Source organism: Barnesiella sp. ET7, from assembly GCF_024733785.1.
GTDB classification, from domain to species: Bacteria; Bacteroidota; Bacteroidia; order Bacteroidales; family Barnesiellaceae; genus Barnesiella; species Barnesiella merdigallinarum.
In genome coordinates, this window is record NZ_JANRHM010000008.1 from 137,792 (window position 1) to 157,063 (window position 19,272).

Annotated in this window: 19 protein-coding genes and 1 tRNA gene; 15 read left to right on the forward strand and 5 right to left on the reverse strand. The window is 53.9% G+C overall.

Annotated features, from left to right (window positions below):
- Positions 1-76 precede the first annotated feature (76 nt).
- Positions 77-1,966: an ABC-F family ATP-binding cassette domain-containing protein gene (locus NW211_RS06985; protein WP_258327382.1), complete on the reverse strand. Its 1,890-nt coding sequence runs from the start codon at positions 1,964-1,966 to the stop codon at positions 77-79.
- Positions 1,967-2,763: 797 nt separating this feature from the next.
- Here NW211_RS06985 and NW211_RS06990 point away from each other — a divergent pair.
- From NW211_RS06990 to NW211_RS07000, 3 genes are all read left to right on the forward strand, one after another.
- Positions 2,764-3,225, forward strand: coding sequence for a hypothetical protein (locus NW211_RS06990; protein WP_258327383.1), 462 nt, complete (start codon positions 2,764-2,766; stop codon positions 3,223-3,225).
- Positions 3,226-3,325: 100 nt separating this feature from the next.
- The gene (locus NW211_RS06995) at positions 3,326-3,796 is read left to right on the forward strand and encodes a hypothetical protein (protein WP_258327384.1); all 471 of its coding nucleotides are present in this window, start codon (positions 3,326-3,328) and stop codon (positions 3,794-3,796) included.
- The gene (locus tag NW211_RS07000) at positions 3,786-3,986 is read left to right on the forward strand and encodes a helix-turn-helix transcriptional regulator (RefSeq protein ID WP_087408530.1); all 201 of its coding nucleotides are present in this window, start codon (positions 3,786-3,788) and stop codon (positions 3,984-3,986) included. Before NW211_RS06995 ends, NW211_RS07000 begins: the two co-directional genes overlap by 11 nt.
- A gap of 135 nt (positions 3,987-4,121) precedes the next feature.
- Here NW211_RS07000 and bioB read toward each other — a convergent pair whose 3' ends face one another.
- Positions 4,122-5,081 (reverse strand): biotin synthase BioB, encoded by a 960-nt coding sequence (bioB, locus tag NW211_RS07005; RefSeq protein WP_258327385.1) that lies wholly within the window; start codon positions 5,079-5,081, stop codon positions 4,122-4,124.
- A 326-nt stretch (positions 5,082-5,407) separates the two neighbouring features.
- On the opposite strand from bioB, the gene NW211_RS07010 reads away from it, so the two are divergent.
- From NW211_RS07010 to NW211_RS07025, 4 genes are all read left to right on the forward strand, one after another.
- A tRNA-Thr gene (locus NW211_RS07010) sits at positions 5,408-5,481 on the forward strand.
- A gap of 68 nt (positions 5,482-5,549) precedes the next feature.
- A complete protein-coding gene (locus NW211_RS07015) occupies positions 5,550-6,458 on the forward strand; it encodes an AEC family transporter (protein WP_087408527.1) in 909 nt (302 codons plus the stop codon).
- A gap of 57 nt (positions 6,459-6,515) precedes the next feature.
- On the forward strand, positions 6,516-6,974 hold the full coding sequence (locus NW211_RS07020; protein ID WP_258327386.1) for a TspO/MBR family protein: 459 nt from the start codon (positions 6,516-6,518) through the stop codon (positions 6,972-6,974).
- A 12-nt stretch (positions 6,975-6,986) separates the two neighbouring features.
- On the forward strand, positions 6,987-7,250 hold the full coding sequence (locus NW211_RS07025; RefSeq protein WP_258327387.1) for a GNAT family N-acetyltransferase: 264 nt from the start codon (positions 6,987-6,989) through the stop codon (positions 7,248-7,250).
- 9 nt (positions 7,251-7,259) lie between these two features.
- On the opposite strand, the gene NW211_RS07030 is transcribed toward NW211_RS07025, so the two are convergent.
- The gene (locus NW211_RS07030; RefSeq protein ID WP_258327388.1) at positions 7,260-9,959 is read right to left on the reverse strand and encodes an AAA family ATPase; all 2,700 of its coding nucleotides are present in this window, start codon (positions 9,957-9,959) and stop codon (positions 7,260-7,262) included.
- A 78-nt stretch (positions 9,960-10,037) separates the two neighbouring features.
- Positions 10,038-11,249 carry an ROK family transcriptional regulator gene (locus tag NW211_RS07035; protein ID WP_258327389.1) on the reverse strand — a complete coding sequence of 404 codons (1,212 nt, stop codon included), beginning with the start codon at positions 11,247-11,249 and terminating at the stop codon, positions 10,038-10,040.
- Between the two features lie 219 nt (positions 11,250-11,468).
- On the opposite strand from NW211_RS07035, the gene NW211_RS07040 reads away from it, so the two are divergent.
- The 8 genes from NW211_RS07040 (at position 11,469) to NW211_RS07075 (ending at position 18,480) form a co-directional block, all read left to right on the forward strand.
- Positions 11,469-12,635 carry a cyclically-permuted mutarotase family protein gene (locus tag NW211_RS07040; RefSeq protein WP_158096874.1) on the forward strand — a complete coding sequence of 389 codons (1,167 nt, stop codon included), beginning with the start codon at positions 11,469-11,471 and terminating at the stop codon, positions 12,633-12,635.
- A gap of 94 nt (positions 12,636-12,729) precedes the next feature.
- On the forward strand, positions 12,730-13,647 hold the full coding sequence (locus tag NW211_RS07045; protein WP_258327390.1) for a dihydrodipicolinate synthase family protein: 918 nt from the start codon (positions 12,730-12,732) through the stop codon (positions 13,645-13,647).
- 15 nt (positions 13,648-13,662) lie between these two features.
- Positions 13,663-14,844 (forward strand): AGE family epimerase/isomerase, encoded by a 1,182-nt coding sequence (locus NW211_RS07050; protein ID WP_087409209.1) that lies wholly within the window; start codon positions 13,663-13,665, stop codon positions 14,842-14,844.
- Between the two features lie 86 nt (positions 14,845-14,930).
- Positions 14,931-16,169: an MFS transporter gene (locus tag NW211_RS07055; RefSeq protein WP_087409208.1), complete on the forward strand. Its 1,239-nt coding sequence runs from the start codon at positions 14,931-14,933 to the stop codon at positions 16,167-16,169.
- Positions 16,170-16,209: 40 nt separating this feature from the next.
- The gene (locus NW211_RS07060; RefSeq protein WP_087409207.1) at positions 16,210-16,662 is read left to right on the forward strand and encodes a YhcH/YjgK/YiaL family protein; all 453 of its coding nucleotides are present in this window, start codon (positions 16,210-16,212) and stop codon (positions 16,660-16,662) included.
- 28 nt (positions 16,663-16,690) lie between these two features.
- Positions 16,691-17,308: a class I SAM-dependent methyltransferase gene (locus NW211_RS07065; protein ID WP_258327391.1), complete on the forward strand. Its 618-nt coding sequence runs from the start codon at positions 16,691-16,693 to the stop codon at positions 17,306-17,308.
- Between the two features lie 47 nt (positions 17,309-17,355).
- Positions 17,356-17,916, forward strand: a complete 561-nt coding sequence (locus NW211_RS07070; RefSeq protein WP_258327392.1) for a GNAT family N-acetyltransferase — start codon at positions 17,356-17,358, stop codon at positions 17,914-17,916.
- 12 nt (positions 17,917-17,928) lie between these two features.
- A complete protein-coding gene (locus NW211_RS07075; RefSeq protein ID WP_258327393.1) occupies positions 17,929-18,480 on the forward strand; it encodes a helix-hairpin-helix domain-containing protein in 552 nt (183 codons plus the stop codon).
- 90 nt (positions 18,481-18,570) lie between these two features.
- On the opposite strand, the gene NW211_RS07080 is transcribed toward NW211_RS07075, so the two are convergent.
- Complete coding sequence (locus NW211_RS07080) at positions 18,571-19,266, reverse strand: hypothetical protein (RefSeq protein ID WP_258327394.1); 696 nt, start codon at positions 19,264-19,266, stop codon at positions 18,571-18,573.
- Positions 19,267-19,272 lie beyond the last annotated feature (6 nt).

A 19,272-nucleotide genomic window follows, 5' to 3' on the forward strand; every position in this document is an offset into this window, starting at 1 on the left:
TGGATATATACGTCAAGCGGGCACGGCCGTTCTCCAGTGAGACGGTGCCGTGCCCGCTTCGTGTATGTGTAGGTGGTTATCCCTCGATTTCGCTCAGTTCGAGCCAGCGCAGGGTCTTCTCGTCGAGCAGGTCGTTGACCTCGGGCAGCCGTTTCGATTTTTCGGTCAGCTCGTCTACCCCGAGGGTACCGCTGCAGAGGGCGGTCTCGATGCTCTTCTTCTCTTCCTCGAGTGCGGCAATCTCTGTTTCGAGTTGCTCGAGCTCCTTCTTCTCCTTGAACGAGAGGCGCCGGCGGCTGTTCTCGGCAGAGGTCCGTTTTTCGGGGGCCGCCTTTTTGCTCTCCTGGCGGGCGCGTTCGGCCTGTTCGTTGCGGGCCTTCTGCTCCTGAGCCTCGCGCCATTCGCGATAGTCGGTATAGTTGCCGGGAAAATCCTTTAGTACGCCATTTCCCCGGAATACCAGCAGGTGGTCGACCACCTTGTCCATGAAATAGCGGTCGTGCGAGACGACAATCACACACCCCTTGAAGTTGCGCAGATAGTCTTCGAGCACGTTGAGGGTGACGATGTCGAGGTCGTTGGTGGGCTCGTCGAGCACCAGAAAGTTGGGGTTGCTGATGAGTACCGTGCAGAGGTAGAGTCGCCGCCGCTCGCCGCCGCTCAGTTTGTAGATGTAGTTGTGCTGGGTCTCGGGGGTGAAGAGGAAGTGTTGCAGGAACTGCGAGGCCGAGAGCTTGCGGCCGTCGCCCAGTGAAATCTCCTCGGCGATGTCGCGCACGGCGTCGATTACCTTCATCTGGTCGTTGAACTGCATGCCCTCCTGGCTGTAATAGCCGAACTTGACCGTCTCGCCGATGTCGAACCGGCCCCGGTCGGGCTGTACCTGGCCTATAAGCATCTTGATAAAGGTCGACTTGCCCGTACCGTTATTGCCCACGATACCCATCTTTTCGTAACGGGTGAAGGTGTAGTTGAAGTCCTCGATAATCTTCAGGTCGCCGAAGCTCTTGGTGATACCCTTGGCCTCGAAAATCTTGGAGCCGATGTACGACGATTTCACCTCGAGCCGCACCTGCCCGGCGGCTTTTTCGCGGCGGGCCTTCTCCTGCAGGTCGGCAAAGGCGTCGATGCGGTATTTGGCTTTGGTGCCCCGGGCCTGCGGCTGGCGGCGAATCCATTCCAGCTCGGTGCGCATGAGGTTGCGGGCGCGGTCTATCTCGGCATTGTGTATCTCGATGCGCTCCTCGCGCTTTTCGAGGTAGTAGCTGTAATTGCCCTTGTAGCTGTACAGGGTGTGGTCGTCGATTTCGACAATCTGGTTGCACACCCGGTCGAGGAAGTAGCGGTCGTGGGTGACCATGAGCAGTGTGGTGTTGGAGCGTCGCAGAAACTCCTCGAGCCACTCGGTCATATCGATGTCGAGGTGGTTGGTAGGCTCGTCGAGAATCAGCAGGTCGGGTTCGGTAATAAGCACGTTGGCCAGCGCCAGGCGCTTCAACTGGCCGCCCGAAAGTTCCCGTATCGGTTGGTCGAAGTGGGTAATCTTGAGTTGCGAGAGTATCTGTTTGGCCCGTTGTTCATAGTCCCAGGCCTTGGCATGCTCCATGCGGTCGAGCAGCTCTTGCAGCCGGTCGGGGTCGTTGGCCTGCAGGGCCCGTTCGTAGTCGGCGATGAGGCGCACCGTTTCGTTATCGGATTGGAAGCAGGCTTCGATGACTGTCAGCTCGGGAGCGTACGAGGGCGACTGTTCCAGATAGCCTACCCGCAATCCGTTGCGGCAGGTGATTTGCCCGTTGTCGTAATCCTCCTTCCCGGCCAGTATATTGAGCAGAGTGGTTTTGCCCGCTCCGTTTTTGGCAATGAGTCCCACGCGGTCGCCCTCGCCGATGCCCAACGATATGTTTTCGAACAAGATGCGGTCGCCAAACGATTTGGTAAGATTCTCTATCTGTAAGTAACTGATCATAGTCTGATGTTAAACGGACTCAAATTTACGACAAAAGTAGCGATTGGGCAAATGACTCTGTCGGTCGGTGGTGAAAAAGGGGAGGGTGGGGCATGGTCTCGTGTGTTTGGGTTGTGCGGTATGTTTGGTAAAATCGTCATGGAATCCATTCTGTCATTGAGTCTGAAGATAAAAACCGAATGAAAAATCTTTTTTTTGCAAAAAAAATAACGATAAAAATAGTTGCAATTAAGAATAAAGTCCTATCTTTGCAAAGTTTGATTGTGCTCAGTGACGCAATCGTCGTGAGTGCTACCAATCTTGTTATCCTATCTATCTACCTGAAACACAAAAAAAACACACAACGCCGACATTATCCGTTATTGCAAGACTGTTAAGCATTTGGTCGGAAGTGCAAGGTCTTGCGGGAAATCCTTCTCGCCTTTATCTTTTTTCATGGGAACAGTAAAAATCAGCGGGGAAATAGACAAAAGAATATTTTTCCGTTCACTACCAGACTCTCATAAGAATAATAAATGGATAGTTTTAAGTTTCTCCTCTATGTCGCATCGGCAATAGAGGAGAGGTGCCACGCCGAGAGGGGGTGAAAAAAAGGAATAAAAAAGGAGGCTGACAGGGAATACATTAAAACTCCTCCCCCTGTGTTCTCCGTAAGGAGAATATAGGGGAGGTGTCACGCAGTGACGGAGGGGTTGAATACACTCATATAAAAACTTTATTCCCACTTTTTCAACCCCTCTCCTCGGGGCTATCCCCTCGGTTTCTCCCCTATATCACTGTCGTGCCACAGGGGAGAAATGAAGATAGTTCTCCTGCCCTTTGGATTGCCGGTAGTAGTGGATAGATTCCTCTTCCTCTGCTTGGCGATAGCCGAGAAAGGGGAGGTGTCACGTAGTGACGGAGGGGTTGAAAATCTCTCGGTCACAGTATCTCTCAACCCCCTCGCCTACGGCACTCCCCCCTATATTCCCCTTGCGGGAAACACAGGGGGAGAGTTTAACTGTAACTTCTTGGCATTTACAGGAAGCGCAGAAGAGGCTCCCCCTCGCCTGCGGCGCTCCCCCTATATTCCCCTTGTGGAGAACACAGGGGGAGAGTTTAAATGTAACTCCTTGGCATTTGCAGGAAGCGCAGAAGAGGAAACCCTACGTCACTGCCTACGTCACTCCTCTATATTTTCTTGCAGAAAACACAGGGGGAGAGGTGAATTTTCCTTTACATCACCCGCACAGGAACTATTCCGGGTTAAATTTTTTTAATAATAATTTTGTCGTGTAAGTTTGTCAAAATGTAAAATAAACTTTACATTTGTGGCGAGAGAGAAATCCATCTATTTACAAACCGAAATCAGTCATGCTTATGAAAAAGATTTTTCTGTTGCCCCACAGCTTTAAGAAAGTCGGTTGGGCTATTCTCATTCCCACCTTTATTATCGGGCTTATGATGTTTGTCGACGGTTGCAACGGTTTCCCCACCTATTTGCTGAAGGGGATAGACCCCGCCAGCGGGTTGTATCGGGTGTTGACATCGAATGTGATGATCGGTCTCCTCAACAACATAGCCATCATAGGCATCAGCGTGGGCAGTCTGTTTGTGGTCTGTTCGCGCGAGCCGATTGAGGACGAGCTCATCACTCAGGTGCGGCTCAACTCGTTGCTGGTTGCGCTTTATTTGAATACGGCCTTTGTGGTCGTGTCGGCTCTCTGTTTCTATGAACTCGACTATCTGTGTGTCATGATCGGGAATATATTCACGGTCTTGCTGGTCTTTTTGGTAGTGTATGAGGTGAAGTTGTGGCGCCTTAAAAAATCGTTGAGCCATGAAGAATAGGATACGGGCCGAACGGGCCGAGCTTCGCATGACCCAGCAGGCACTGGCCGAAGCTACCGGTGTGAGCCGGCAGACCATCAATGCCATCGAGACGGGGCGGTTTGTCCCCTCGACCATCTTGGCTTTGAAGATTGCCCAGGTATTCCAGAAACCGGTCGAGCAGATTTTCCAGCTGGAACCGGGCGACTGAACGGCGGGGGAATACCCCGAGAGATTGAATTTGAATAAACGGCAAAAGGCTGCTGCCTCGCGAGGGGCAACAGCCTTTTTTATGCGGTGCGGGGCAGAGTGGGGAGCCCCGGTTGTTATGACCGTCTGTCGCTTTTTACAGCGGGTCGTATCCGGCCTCGGCAATCAGGGCCTTGTCGTCGTTGACGCCCGACCCCAGAGTGGTGAGCATGTCGCCCATGAGCAGACCGTTGAGCCCGGCCAGCAGGGCCTGTTTCTGAGTGTCGCGCGAGAGGCGTGCCCGGCCACCGGCAAAGCGGATGAAGGCGCGGGGCAGCACGAAGCGGAAGATGGCGATGGTCACCAGTATATCTTCGTCGCTGATGGGGGCCGTGTGTTCGAGCGGGGTGCCCGGTATGGGGCTGAGGATGTTCATGGGTACGGAGCAGACGCCCAGCTCCTTCAGTTCGAAGGCCAGCTCGATGCGTTGCTGCAGAGTCTCGCCCATGCCGATGATACCGCCCGAGCAGATTTCGAGCCCCACCTCCTGGGCTGCGCGGATGGTCTCCTTTTTCTGTTCCGAGGTGTGCGTGGTGCAGAGTTCGGGAAAGTAGGACGAGGCGGTCTCGAGGTTGCAGTGGTAGCGCTTCACGCCGGCCTCTTTCAGCTTTTGCAGCTCCTCCCGCTTGAGCAGGCCCATCGAGGCGCACAACTGCAGGTGGGTTTCGCGGCCCATGCGGCGGTACAGGTTGCAGAAGTAGTCGAGGTCGGAGCCCTGCACGCTGCGGCCGCTGGTCACGAGCGAGAGCCGCCTGATGCCCTGCGACTCGTGGAGCCGGGCCATCGTCATGGCCTCCTCTTCGGGTATGGCGTCGTAGGTCTCGATGCGGGTGTTGTAGTGGGCCGACTGGGCACACCACTTGCAGTTTTCGGGGCAGTGACCCGAGCGGGCATTGATAATGGAGCAACTGTCGAGAGTGCGGTTGCAGAACTTCCGGCGGATTTCGTCGGCCGCGGCGTAGAGTTCGGTGCGGTCGGCATGCAGAGCCAGGTCGATGGCCTCGTCGGGAGTAATCTCCCCACCGGCCAATATGCGGTTTTTAATCTCTTGTAGCATGGTTTTTCGGTTTTATGTCCCGAACCATCGTCGGGTTTCGGGAGTACAAATGTAGATTTTTTTGTTGAACAATCGGAGTAAATGTCCTCGATAAAATGGACTGTGGAAAAATGTGAGAGACTTAGGCCTAAGTTAAATGTTTTGTTCTTAGGAAGATACGAGAAAGTGGTAAATTTTTTTGTACAATACTATTGCTATCTGCGAAAAAATATCTACTTTTGTGCCCGGGTAAGTCCTATACGGCCAGCTCCTTGTGAATCCCCCAGGGCTTGACCGCAGCAAGGGTAGCCGGTTGTAGCGGCGCGATGTAGATAGCTTACCCACCTGCCTCTTTAGCTCAGTTGGCCAGAGCACGTGATTTGTAATCTCGGGGTCGTTGGTTCGAATCCGACAAGAGGCTCAAAAGATAAGGCACCAGAAACGGGTGCCTTTTTCTTTTATAGGGTATTTTTTAAGGTAGAGTATACGATGGAGGCTATAATCACACAGATGATTATCCTGTTCATTCTGGTAATCGTCGGTTATGCTTTGAGCAAGATGAATATGATGGATGCGGATTTTGACCGCAAGTTGTCCAACTTGGTAATCAATGTCACTTGTCCCTGTCTGATACTCTCGTCGGTGATGGGCGACACGCTTCCCGACAAGACCCTGATTCTGCCTCTGCTCGTTGTCGGTTTTGCCACCTATATTCTCTTGATTGGGGCGGCGTTTCTGTTGCCGCACTATATGCCGGTCAAGCCTATGGAACGGGGCATATACAGTTTCATGCTGGCCTTTGGCAATGTGGGTTTCATCGGGTACCCCATCGTGGCCTCGATTTTTGGTCCCAGTGCCGTATTTTATGCCTGTATACTCAATTTCCCCAGTACGTTGCTGATTTTTGTTTTCGGAACCCTTTTCATTTCGGGCGACCAGGGAAAGATGCGCTTCGACTGGAGTACGCTGTACAGTCCGGCCATGATTGCGTCGTATCTTTCGATTCTGATAGTGGTGACCGGCTGGATTCCTTCGCGGGTCATTACCACACCTTGTCTTCTGTTGGGCAATATCACGGTCCCGGCTGCGCTGCTCATTATCGGTTCGTCGATTGCGCAAGTCCCCATCCGCCGGATGTTCGGCAACCCCTCGATTTATCTGATGTCGGCTTTGCGTCTGATGTTGATACCGTTGCTCATCCTGTGCCTCTCGCGTGTATTCCGTGTCGATGAAACCATAGCCGACATCAATGTGGTACTGTCGGCTATGCCTGTAGCCTCGTATGGCACGCTGTTCTGCATCAAATACAAGCGGGGCGAGGTGATTATGGCCGAAGGCACCTTCATCACCACGCTGCTCTCGGTGGTGAGCATTCCGCTGCTGACGATGTTTCTGTAACCAAACTTTACGCCCGCCGGTTTGTTGAAGAGATAAACTCTTTAACAACAAGCAAAGATGAAAAGAATCGTCTATTATCTGCTCCCGGTACTGGTGTGTCTGGGGGTAGGATTTGCGGGCAGTCTGTTTCAGGCCCGGTCGATGGTCGAGTGGTATCCGTGGCTCGACAAGTCGGTGCTTACCCCTCCCGGTGTGGCCTTTCCCATAGCCTGGACGTTGCTGTATGTGTGTATGGGCGTCTCGTTGGGACGCTTGATCGATCGGGCCCGCGACCGCATGCTCTTCACGATATGGGGTGTGCAGTTGGTGCTCAACTTCTTGTGGAGTCTCTGTTTCTTTACCTTCAGGTATCCGTTGCTGGGGCTGGTCGATATTCTGCTGCTCGATGTGCTCGCGCTAATCTATATCGTGGGGGCCTATCCGCGCGACAAGGCGGCATCGTGGCTCTTTGTCCCCTATTTTTTGTGGCTCTTGTTTGCGACTTATCTCAACGGGTATATATATTTGTATAACTAAACAGACAGAGCTATGGAGATTGTACATGATGTACCGAAATGTCTTTTCGAGACTACGGTCGACGGCGTCAGAGCCTATGTGTCGTATGTGATTACCGACGGTTGCCTCGATATAGAGCACACCATCGTTCCCCCCGAGATTGGAGGCAGAGGCATTGCTGCTGTCCTGGTAAAGGCAGCGTATGACTATGCCCTGTCGCAAAACCTCACACCGCGGGCCTCGTGCGAGTATGCCGCCGCGTGGCTGAAGCGTAACCCCTCGTATCTGAACCGATAGCTTTGCCCGTCAGCAGAAACCTATGGTGTGGCGGGGTCGTTGCCCGTCGACGTCGAAACAGGTCACGTCGTCCCGAAGTACCGTGGCCTCGGCCGGGGCTTCGTGTGTGTGGCTGATTCGCAGGTAGGTATTCTGCATGATGGTGCGCGAGATGATTTTCATCGTGCGGGCGTTGGCATAGCACGAGCGGCGGTCGGCTGCCAGATGCCTGATGTAGCGCCGCATGACGGCCTCGGCCTCCGGGCCGATGGCAAATCCCTTGTCGGAGAGCATCTGCTTCAGAATTTCGAACAGTTCGTCCTGGGTGTAATCCTCGAAGATGAGGGTGTGGTCGACCTCGGGGGCTCCGTTGTCGATCAGTTGCTCTACCAGCTCTTGGCGGGGAGCCCGATTCTCGGCAATGATGAGGGCGTGGGCACCGGGCAGGGTCGAGGTATACTCGGCCAGTTTGATGCGCAACTGTTCGCTGTCGAAGGTGTTGGCGGCATTTTTGAATTTGGGAGAGTCGCCGTCGATGAAGAGCAACCCCTGTTGCGATCGCTTCATGGCCTCTTTCAGCACTTCGTCGACCTTGTAGTCGGGCACGTTGTAGAGCTGTTCGCCCTTGATTTCGGTAAAATTGCCGTTGTCGAGGATATTCATCGCTTTCAGCAAATCGGTCATAATCTGGGCCACGGTACTCTTTCCGGTGCCGGTATTGCCGGCAAAACTCCATTTGAGCGGAATCTCTCCGAAGAAGTTCTTTCCGTTCCGGTGCAACAGCCGCGCTACCGTAACAAAGTTGTGAATGGCAGCCTTGACCTGGGTGAGCCCGATCATGCGGTCGAGCCGGGCCAGAGCCTCGTCGATGGCCGTTTCGTCGAACGGTTCGGTGACGACGAGCGATTTCTCGTCGACATGTTTGGGTATATCGTCTCGCTCGATGGTGATGAGTGCCTGCCGGTTGTCGCCGGGAGAATCGTAAATTCCGCTTTTGTTGAGCCGGGTAGCCATGGCCGGCAAAATCTCCGACTGGATAATCCGATTGACGAAACGGGCATTGCCGAAGTGGCGGTCGCGTTTCTTGCTTTCGGCTTTGATGAGCTGGGAGAGGGCTTCGCGAGCTTCGTCGGTGAGGGTGTATCCCTCGCGGCGTATGGTGAGCTCGGCAATCTCGAGCAGCTCTTTGGGCGAATAATCTTCGAAATGGAAGGTGAAGGGGAATCGCGATTTCAGGCCGGGATTCGATTCCATCAACTGCTCCATCTCGGCCGGATAGCCGGCCAGAATGACGATGGTGCCGAAGTTGCTGTCCGAGAGTTTGGGCAGCAGCGTTTCGATTACCCGGTTACCATAGTCTCTCCGGTCGCCATCCTTGTCGTTGGTGTAGAGGCTGTAAGCCTCGTCGATGAAGAGCACGCCGCCCTTGGCCGCTTCGATGGCCGCCTCGGTCTTCTGCTCGGTGTCGCCAATCCATTTTCCTACCAGTTTGCTGCGGTTGGTGCAGACGACATGCCCCTTCTCGAGCAGCCCCATCTTGTGGAATATCTCGCCCATAAAGTCGGCCACGGTCGTTTTGCCGGTACCCGGGTTCCCGGTAAAAATCATGTGCAGGGGCGGGATGGTCGCTTTCAGTCCCGCCTTTTTGCGGGCGGTCAGCAGCTTCACGTAGTTGATGTGGTCGGCTATACTCTGCTTGAGCGAGCGGAGGCCGACCATCTCTTGGAGGGCATCCATTGCATCGCGTTCTCCCGGTTTGGATTCCGACGCCTCTTTGATATTGCCCACAGGGGGGCGGGTCTGTATGGTGTAGAGGTTGTATTCGCCGGTCTGCTCCTTGCCTATATGCAGAGGGGCATCGATGATTTTGTCGCCGAAAGCCCAAATCTCCACGGTATAGTCGCCCGGTTCGTACTGGTCGAAGTCGACCGACTCTTGCATGATGTAGAGCAGGTTGTTTTCGTTGTCGGGCTGACTGGTAAAGAACCCGGTCGTATAGTAGGTGGTGATGCCCGTGGAGTTCTTGATTTTCAGTTCATACTCGTAGGAGGCGGGTTCCTTGTCCTTCCCTATGCAACACAGCCCTATGGTGTAGCTTTCGTCCTCTTTCGGGGCGATGCCGATGTAGTTGGCAGGGGGTGTACTCTCTGGGTCGACTATCTCGCTTGGTTTGAAAACCAGGTAGTTGTTTATCTCGAAAACTTCGTCGTATTGGTGGGGCAGATTTACAAACGAGAGCGACAACTCCTCTTCGCAGGTGGGCGAAAAGGCTCTGATTTTCCACTCTCCGGTAGGGTCGTCGTTCAGTTCTACGGAGAATCGAGAGAGGAGCGGGGTATCCAATTCGGTCCAGAAGGTGCACGACAGGTGGTTCTTGGCATAGGTTCTTCCCTCGGGCGAGAGCAGCTCGAACGTGATGGTGTCGTCCCACCTGATTTCCTCGTCATCGTCGTAGTTGATGGCAACGACGTTGGTCGAGATATTTATCACTTTCACCCGGTCTATGGCATATTGGGTACGTTGCGTTTCGAACGAAACGGGGGTGTCCAGCGAGTCGCATATCTGTGCATGCAACGGGCTGACGTGAGTCTCCTTTCCCTTTTTGGGATCCCAATCGAAGTCGAAAAAATCGTCCAATGCCGACTCTATGGGTTCTTTGTCTTCATCTCCCTTGAATACGATAGTCTCTTTCTGGTGAGGGGTATCCGAGGTAGTCCTCTTCTTTTTCATGGTATCGAGTACAGTAATAATATTCTTATCACGAAGATAGGAATTTATTACCGAAGCGACAAATAAAAAGGGTAGAGATTACTCCTTGCCGAAGTCGAACATTTTGCTGCGGGCCAGCATGCAGGCTCCCACGACACCCGCCTTCTCCTGCAGTTTGGAGAGGACGATGGCCGAGTCTTTGTTGACCAGGTTGAGCGAGTATTTGCGTACTGCGCTTTTGATGGGTTGCAATATGTAGTCGCCGGTCTGGGCGAGTACGCCTCCGATAACCACGAGCTCGGGGTTGAGCAGGTTGATGAGCCCGGCCAGGTACCGGCCCAGTTTCTGACCTATCTCTTCGGTGAGCTCGATGCACAGCAGGTCTTCCCGGTTGGTTGCCTCGACAATGTCGGGCAGAGTGAGCGACGCCTCGTCGTGCTCGATTCGTTCGGAGAGAATCGACTGTTTGCCTTCGTGCACGCAGTGCAGCAACTCCCGATACAGCGCTTCGCCCGAGACTTCGGTCTCGAGGCATCCCCGTTTGCCACAGTGGCACAGCCGTTCGTTGTCGAAGACTCCGAAATGGCCGAACTCGCCGCTGAATCCCGATTTGCCTTTGTACAGCTTGCCGTCGAATACGAGTCCGCTGCCCAGTCCCCAACTGAGGTTGATGAAGATGATGTCTTTCTCACCTTTGACTACCCCTTTGACCATCTCGCCATAAGTCATGGCCCGGGTATCGTTGTCGATGCTTACGGCCACACCTACTCGTTCGGTCATAATCTCGGCCAGGGGACGCTCCTCGAAATTGAATTGCGAGAAGCTGTATCCCGACTCGGGATTGACCCGGCCCGAGATGTTGATGCCAATGTTGAGTATCTTTTTCTGGTCTATGTTGATGGCTTGCAAAAAGTCGCGTATATGGTCGCATAGGAGTTCGAGTCCTTCGGGGGTATTCTCCAACTGACATTTCACATCCATGCGGGTTTCGATAATTCCGCCGATGAGGTTCATCAGCGCAAAGTTGATAGAGAACTTTTTGATGTCGACACCGATGAAATAACCCGAATCGGGGTTCAGTCCGTAGAGCGTAGGAGGACGCCCCTCGGCAGTCTCCATCTTGCCGTAGCTGATGATGTAGCCGTCGTCGAGCATATCGGAGACAAACTTGGTAGCCGTGGGTACGCTTATGTTCAACTCCTTGGCCAGGTCGGGCAGGGTAGACGACTGGTTATAAAGATAGTATCCTATGATTTTTTTCTTCATGGCGGCACTGCGGGTGCCTTTTTCGATTTCGGAGAGCAGGTTCATGGTTTCAACAAAGGGATTATCATTTATGCAAATGTAGGATTTAAATCTTAAGTAACTAAACTTTTTTTAGGAATAAGTGGCAAAAATTGATGCTTAAGTGTATATTTGGGAAAATATAAGATACGGCCGACAGGGTCGAAGGGTGGGAGGATGGAGTTTCCGGTTGTTCCTTTCCTTTGATTATAGATGAGAGTAATCGGTCGAAAATTTGGCTTGTTTATGAAAACGATACAATGTGGAGTAGTGCTGGGATTGTGGCTCGTATTGGCGAGCTGCGGCGGCTCGACGGGCGGCAGTCGTGAATCTGTAGGTTTGCCCGACTATCCTGTGCCGGGAGGCGTTTCGGCCCCCTTTGCCGGGATGGTGGGCAACTATATGGTGGTAGGTGGCGGCTGCAATTTCCCCGATGTGCCGGCGGCCGATGGGGGTGTGAAACGGTTTTACAGCAGCCTCTATGCCTTGGATATGGCTCGGCCCGACAGCGGTTGGCGGGTGTTGCCCGATTTGCCTCAGGCATTGGCCTACGGGGCCGCGGCCGAGACCGACGAGGGGTTGGTATGCGTAGGTGGTATGGATGCCGACTCGGCGGTGACGCGGGCTTTCCTCATCGAGTCACAACCGGGGCCCGATAGCGTGGCCGCGTGGGGCTTTCGTGATTTGCCGCCGTTGCCTGTGGCTATCGACAACGGAGCTGCCGCATCGGTCGACGGGGTAGTCTATGTAACGGGCGGAAACCAGTCCGATGGCGGTCGTGCCCTCTATGCCCTCGACCTGAAGAGTCGGGTCTGGACCCGGCTTCCCGACTATCCGGCTCCGAATCGGGTGCAACCCGTTCTGCTGGCTGCGGGCGGCAAGCTCTATCTGGCCGGAGGTTTCAGTTACGACCCGTCGACGCGCACCTGTACGATTCCTGCCGATATGGTGCCCTACGATGTGGCGACCCGGCAGTGGGGCAATCCTGTGCCTTTCCCTGTCGCGCCCGACGGTGGACGGTATGCCATCTCGGGAGGGAGCGGGGCTGTTGTCGGTAATTGCCTGCTGTTGACGGGAGGCGTAGATTATAAAATATTTAAAGAAGCCATGGAAGGCAGGGCTCCCGCCGACTACATGAAGAAACCAATCGAATGGTATCGATTTAATAACGAGGTGCTTATCTATAATACGACCCGTGGCGACTGGTCGGTCTCGCCCTCAGTCGAGGGGCTGAACCGAGCCGGAGGGGTGCTGTTGCTTGACGATTCGCTCTTGATAATGGTATGTGGCGAGGTGAAACCTGGTGTAAGGAGTTCACAAATAGGCGCTTTTGAGTGGCGCGATACCGATGGCGCTACGTCTGTCGTACCGGCGGGAAAGGTATACTCCTCTGAGCAGAAGGAGCAAATTTGAAATGAAAGATATTTTTTCTTCGTTCTACTTGTTTTAATAAATATAAAATCCTAAATTTGCCAGTAGTTAATAAAATAATTTACTAATAAAAGATATGGAAAAGATAGTAGGATTGATCGATGCTCCGTTTACGCCGTTTGACGAACAAGGAGAGGTGAATTTAGAGCCCATCGAGGCTTATGCCCGCATGTTGGTGAAGAACGGCCTGAAAGGTGTATTTATCAACGGTTCGTCGGGCGAAGGCTACATGCTCACCGAAGAGGAGCGCATGCGACTGGCCGAAGAGTGGGTGAGAGTCGCCCCCGCCGGATTCAAGGTGATTGTACATGTAGGCAGTTGCTGTGTGAAAGAGAGTAAACGGTTGGCCGAGCATGCCCAGAAACTTGGGGCTTGGGGTATTGGAGCCATGGCGCCTCCCTTCCCGAAAATCGGTCGCATCGAAGAGTTGGTGAAATATTGCGAGGAGATTGCTGCCGGAGCACCTCAACTTCCCTTCTACTATTACCACATACCGGCCTTTAACGGTGCTTATCTGCCCATGACCTCGTTTCTCGAGGCCGTTGACGGCCGCATTCCCAACTTCGCCGGTATCAAATATACCTACGAAAGTATCTACGAATACAACCAGTGCCGCCTCTACAAAAACGGCAAATACGACATGCTGCACGGGCAGGACGAAACCATACTCCCCTCGCTGGCTATGGGCGGCGCACAGGGCGGTATAGGCGGTACGACCAACTACAACGGCATCAATCTGGTAGGAATTATCGATGCCTGGAACGCCGGCGACATCGAGAAAGCCCGCGAGCTCCAGAACTTTGCACAGGACGTCATCAACGTGATTTGTCACTACCGGGGCAACATCGTGGCCGGTAAGCGCATTATGAAACTGATCGGGCTCGACCTGGGCAAGAACCGCACGCCGTTCCAGAATATGACCGACGAAGAAGAGGCTCGCATGAAGGCCGAACTGGAGGCTATCGGATTCTTCGAGCGTTGCAACAAGTTTTGATAGGAGGCGATGACAATGGATACTCGAATTTATCTGAGCTATTGGGCCGAGCGGTATAAAAACGACATGTTGAACAACATCATGCCGTTCTGGCTCAAGTATGGCCTCGACCGGAAAAACGGCGGGGTGTACACTTGTGTCGACCGCGACGGCAGCCTCATCGACACCACCAAGTCGGTGTGGTTTCAAGGTCGCTTTGCCTTTACGTGCAGTTATGCCTACAATCATATAGAGAAACGCCAGGAGTGGCTCGATGCCGCCAAGAGTACGCTCGACTTTATCGAGGCCCACTGTTTCGACAGCGACGGCCGCATGTACTTCGAGGTGGCCGCCGACGGTACTCCGTTGCGGAAACGCCGCTACGTCTTCAGCGAAAGTTTCGCCGCCATAGCCATGGCCGAGTATGCCCTGGCTACCGGTAACCGGGAGTATGCCGAAAAGGCTCTCGCCCTCTTCAAGGCCATGCGCCGTTTCCTTTCGACTCCCGGCATACTCGAGCCCAAATACCTGCCCACGGTCGAGGCGCAAGGGCACTCTATCACGATGATTATGATCAACGTGGCTTCGCGCATCAAGAAGGTAATCGACGATCCCGAACTCGACGAGCAGATTGCCACCTCGCTTTATGCGCTGGAGCACTACTTCATGCACCCCGAGTTCAAGGCTCTGCTCGAGACGGTAGGTCCCCGTGGCGAATTTATCGATACCATCAACGGCCGGGTAATCAATCCCGGGCACTGCATAGAGACCTCGTGGTTCCTGCTCGACGTGGCAGCCGACCGGGGTGGCGACGAGGCAATCGCCCGTCTGGCCCTCACCATACTCGAATGGTCGTGGGAGTGGGGTTGGGACAAGCAGTTCGGCGGTATCATCAACTTCCGCGACTGCAAGAACTATCCGCCGCAAGATTACTCGCAGGACATGAAGTTCTGGTGGCCCCAGACCGAGGCTATCATCGCCACGCTCTATGCCTACAAGGTGACCGGCGATGAAAAATATTTGAAGTTACACACGCAGATAAGCGACTGGACATACGCCCATTTCCCCGACGCGCTGTATGGTGAGTGGTTTGGATACCTGCATCGCGATGGCAGTGTGGCCCAGCCCGCTAAGGGGAATCTCTTCAAAGGCCCGTTCCATATCCCCCGCATGATGACCAAGGGGTATGAACTGTGCCAGGAAATGCTGAATAGATAATTGAGCACGACCGGGAGCACAAGAGGGGACTACTTGTCCTTCCCGGTCGTAGCTTTTTTTTAATAGTTTGTTTATAAATCTTTATCGTGAAGACCTCAAAAATTTATCCTTGGATTGTTGTTGCTCTTTTGTGGGGTGTCGCTCTGCTCAACTATATGGACCGGCAGATGCTGAGTACCATGAAAGATGCCATGCAGGTCGATATTGTCGAGCTGCAGTCGGCCACCAACTTCGGTTGGCTTATGGCCATCTTCCTCTATATTTACGGATTCATGAGCCCCGTGTCGGGCATTATCGCCGACCGGCTGAACCGCAAATGGCTCATTGTGGGCAGCCTGTTCGTGTGGTCGGCAGTGACCTACCTCATGGGTATTGCCACTACCTTCAATCAGATTTTCTGGCTTCGGGCCCTCATGGGGGTAAGCGAGGCTCTCTATATTCCGGCGGGGCTTTCGCTCATAGCCGATTATCACACGGGTAAATCGCGCTCGCTGGCAGTGGGCATTCACATGACGGGTCTCTATACCGGCCAGGCTATCGGCGGTTTCGGTGCTACGGTGGCCGCAGCCTATTCGTGGCACACGACTTTCCACTGGTTCGGTATCATCGGCATCGCCTATGCCGTGGTGTTGACCCTCTTTCTGCGGGATAAAAAGCCCGATGTGAATCTGGAGAAGCCGGTGCCCGAGACGGCAGCACCGGCCAAAGAACCGGTGTGGGTGAGTCTGAAGTCGCTCTTCAGCAGCGTCGCCTTTTGGGTGATTCTGCTCTATTTCGCCGCTCCCAGTCTCCCGGGATGGGCTACCAAGAACTGGCTGCCCACGCTCTTCGAGGAGAATCTCGATATGCCCATGTCGCAGGCCGGTCCGCTCTCGACCATCACCATAGCCGTGTCGTCGTTTCTGGGTGTCATTATCGGTGGAACACTCTCCGACCGCTGGGTACAGAAGAATCTGCGGGGTCGGGTCTACACCGGAGCCATCGGTTTGGGCCTCACCATACCGTCGCTGCTCCTGCTGGGCTATGGCCACAGCATCGTGGCCGTGGTGGGCGCCGGACTCCTCTTCGGCATCGGGTATGGCATGTTCGATACCAACAACATGCCCATCCTCTGCCAGTTCGTCTCGGCCAAGCAGAAGGCCACGGCCTACGGTATTATGAATATGGTGGGCGTTTTTGCCGGAGCCTTCATTACCAGCCTGCTGGGCCGATGGACCGACGGCGGTAACCTGGGTAGCGGCTTTGCCATGCTGGCCATTGTGGTAGCCGTGGCACTGGCCTTGCAGCTCTACTTCCTCCGGCCCAAGACCGACAACATGGAGTAGCCGGTCTCGAAACTTGAAACTCAAATTAAAACAAAAAGCTATGATACTTACCAATTTACAGAATACCGCCCGTATCGAGGCGCTTCATCCGCGGTTCAAGATGCTGTTCGACTACGTCAAGAGCCACGACATCCTGCACACACCGTGCGGCCGCATCGAACTCGACGGCGACAACCTCTTCATCAACAACGTCAACCCCGAGTGCATGCCGGCCGAAAAGCAGGTGCTGGAGGTACACCGCGACTACATCGATGTGCAGATTCTGCTCGAGGGTCGTGAAACCATGGGGTGGAAGGCGCTCGAAGATGTGATCGACGAGGTGAAACCCTACGACCCCGAGGGCGATTGCGCACTCTATGCCGACCGCCCCACCTCGTGGCTGCACCTCGTGCCCGGACAGGTGGCCGTCTTCTTCCCCGAAGATGCTCATGCCCCGGTTATCGGCGAGGGTAAGATTCGCAAGATGATTGCCAAGGTGAAGATAGAGAAGTAACGGGAAAAATTCTGTCGATGATAATCTAATGAACGCTAAGGAAAATTCCCGAATTTCGTTTAACCATCAGGCTGCCGTTTACGATACGACTCGATATGGAGCCCATGCGAGGAGACTGTATCGCTCGATATTGGAACGAGTAGTCTCGTTACAGGGAATAAGTAGTTTGTTGGATGTAGGGTGTGGAACTGGAGAGATGCTCTATTTAATTCGCTCCAGATGTCCGGCCATGAATTTGTATGGTATTGATATATCGGAAAAGATGCTCGATACAGCCCGTTCGAAATTGGGAGAAAAGGCCAGCTTGTTTTGGGGCGATGCTGAATATCTTCCATTTGATGATGGCATTTTTGACCTGTTGATATGCAACGATTCATTTCATCACTATCCTGCTCCGGCAAAAGCCCTTTCGGAGTTCCGTCGGGTGCTGAGGCCTGAAGGCCGTCTGTTGATAAGCGACTATCACGTCGGTTTCCCATTGAGGCAGTTGATGAACCTGTTTATTCGCTTTGGACGTGATGGAGACGTTCGCATATATTCCAGAAAAGAGATTGTTCATCTGTTGAGCGAAGCTTCGTTTGGAGACATATCGTACGAATCGGTCCATACTACGGGTTGTATTGTTATGGGGAGGAAGACGGAATAGTGAGTTTTACATGCTTGCCCATTGTGCAACGTTACATGCTTGAAATAATGCCGGACAATGATCTATATTTCGAAACCTTGCGGCTGGTGCTTCGCCGTTGGAGCGAAGCCGATGCTCCGTCGCTCTATCGCTATGCCAGCGATCCGGAGGTGGGGCCTGTGGCCGGATGGCCTCCTCATACTTCGGTGGAGAACAGTCAGGAGATTATCCGTAGTGTGCTCTCGGCTCCAGAGACCTATGCCGTAGTGCTTAAGACGACAGGTGAGCCGGTGGGGAGTGTGGGCATCATGTTTGGCGATGGAGTGCACAGTGCCGCCATGGAGGCTGCTGATGCCGAAATCGGCTACTGGATAGGTCGTCCCTATTGGGGACAAGGACTTATCCCCGAGGCAGTGCGCTTTCTGTTGCACCGCTGTTTCGAGACCCTGGGGATACGGCGGGTGTGGTGTGGTTATTACGATGATAACATGAAGTCGCGCCGGGTGATGGAGAAGTGTGGGTTTACTTACCACCATACTGAGACGGGAAAAGTCTCTCCGCTGGGCGATGTGCGTACTGAACATTTTATGCTAATCACTTCGGACGAGTGGAATAGACGGATAGAATAAAAATAGACAGTTATGACCGAATTGCGTCAGATACCTAATGTGGGGAAACGGACCGAGCAAGAGCTCTTGGCCATGGGATATACCTCGATAGAGTCGTTGCGCGGGAAGAGCGGAGAGGAGTTGTATGTCGAGGAGTGCCGCTTGCGAGGTTGCACCATCGACCGTTGTCAGCTTTATCTCTACCGGGCCGTATCTTATTTTGTCAATACCGAGCACCCCGACAGGAACAAATGCAAATGGTGGCTGTGGAAAGATGAGGTGGCCAACCCTTCGCCTTGTGGCGCGGTATGTGCCGAGTGCGGTAATTATCCGGCATCGTGCCGGGGATGCCGGGCCATCGAGGGGCAGGTCTTTTGGTTGTCGTATACCGGCGACGACGAGTGCCCCGTCTACCGCTGTTGCCGGGAGCAGGGGCGGGCAAATTGCGGGGGTTGTCCCGAATTGCCTTGCCGGCGTTTCACCAAAGACCCCACGATTAGCGACGAAGAGAACGAAGCCCACCTGAAGCGTATGGTCGAACGGTTGAACAGGACGGTACGGAACGACCGGCCGGTTTCGAAATAGCATTTGTTTTGAGAGAGGTAGTTATATAAAGGAGACGGCCCCGACGCACGATTGGCGTCGGGGCCGCTTGTTTAGGATTATAGTTGAAATTTAGAATATCTCGGTGACGATGCGGATGTCGCTGCGATCGGCAAATTGCAGGGTGAACCAGATTTTGCCCTCGCTGTTCACCTTTTCGATGGTGGCGGTGCAGCTCTCGTACTGTACCGGGTCGTTGTGGCTTTCGCGGGTGGCCACAATGGCGTTGCTCAGGGAGCCCTTTTGGGTGAAGTCGCCCTCGGCCGAGAAGCGCAGCAGTTTGCCCGTCTCGGGGTAGAGGAAGGCGTAGGAGCGAGTGGTGGCGCTGGCTGTCGAGCCGGTGATGTCGAGACCCGGTTCGCAGCTCACCTGCAGACCGGCAGTCTTTTCGGTCTCGAGCGAGGAGCCCGTCCACGACTCCACGCGAGGGGTAGAGTTGATGGTGAAGCCTATCTGGTAGGCATTGGCCGTGATGGTAAAGGTGTAGTTGCGGCTTTCGCCCGAGTCGAGTACCACCGTGAGCAGGGCCTTGCCCTCCTTGAGTGCGGTGACCGTGAGCACATTGCCCGACCGGGTGTAGTCGATAATGGGGTTGTCGGTCGTCAGGGTATAGGTGGTCGACTTGGGCAGTTTGAAGGCTACCGACTCATCTACCCGCAGGTTGAACGCGGTTTGTTGACTCTCTTCTTTCTCCTCCTTGCAGCCGCAGAGCAGCGACAGGGCTATCAGGGAGGCTACGATATAACGGATATATTGCTCTATTTTCATAATCGG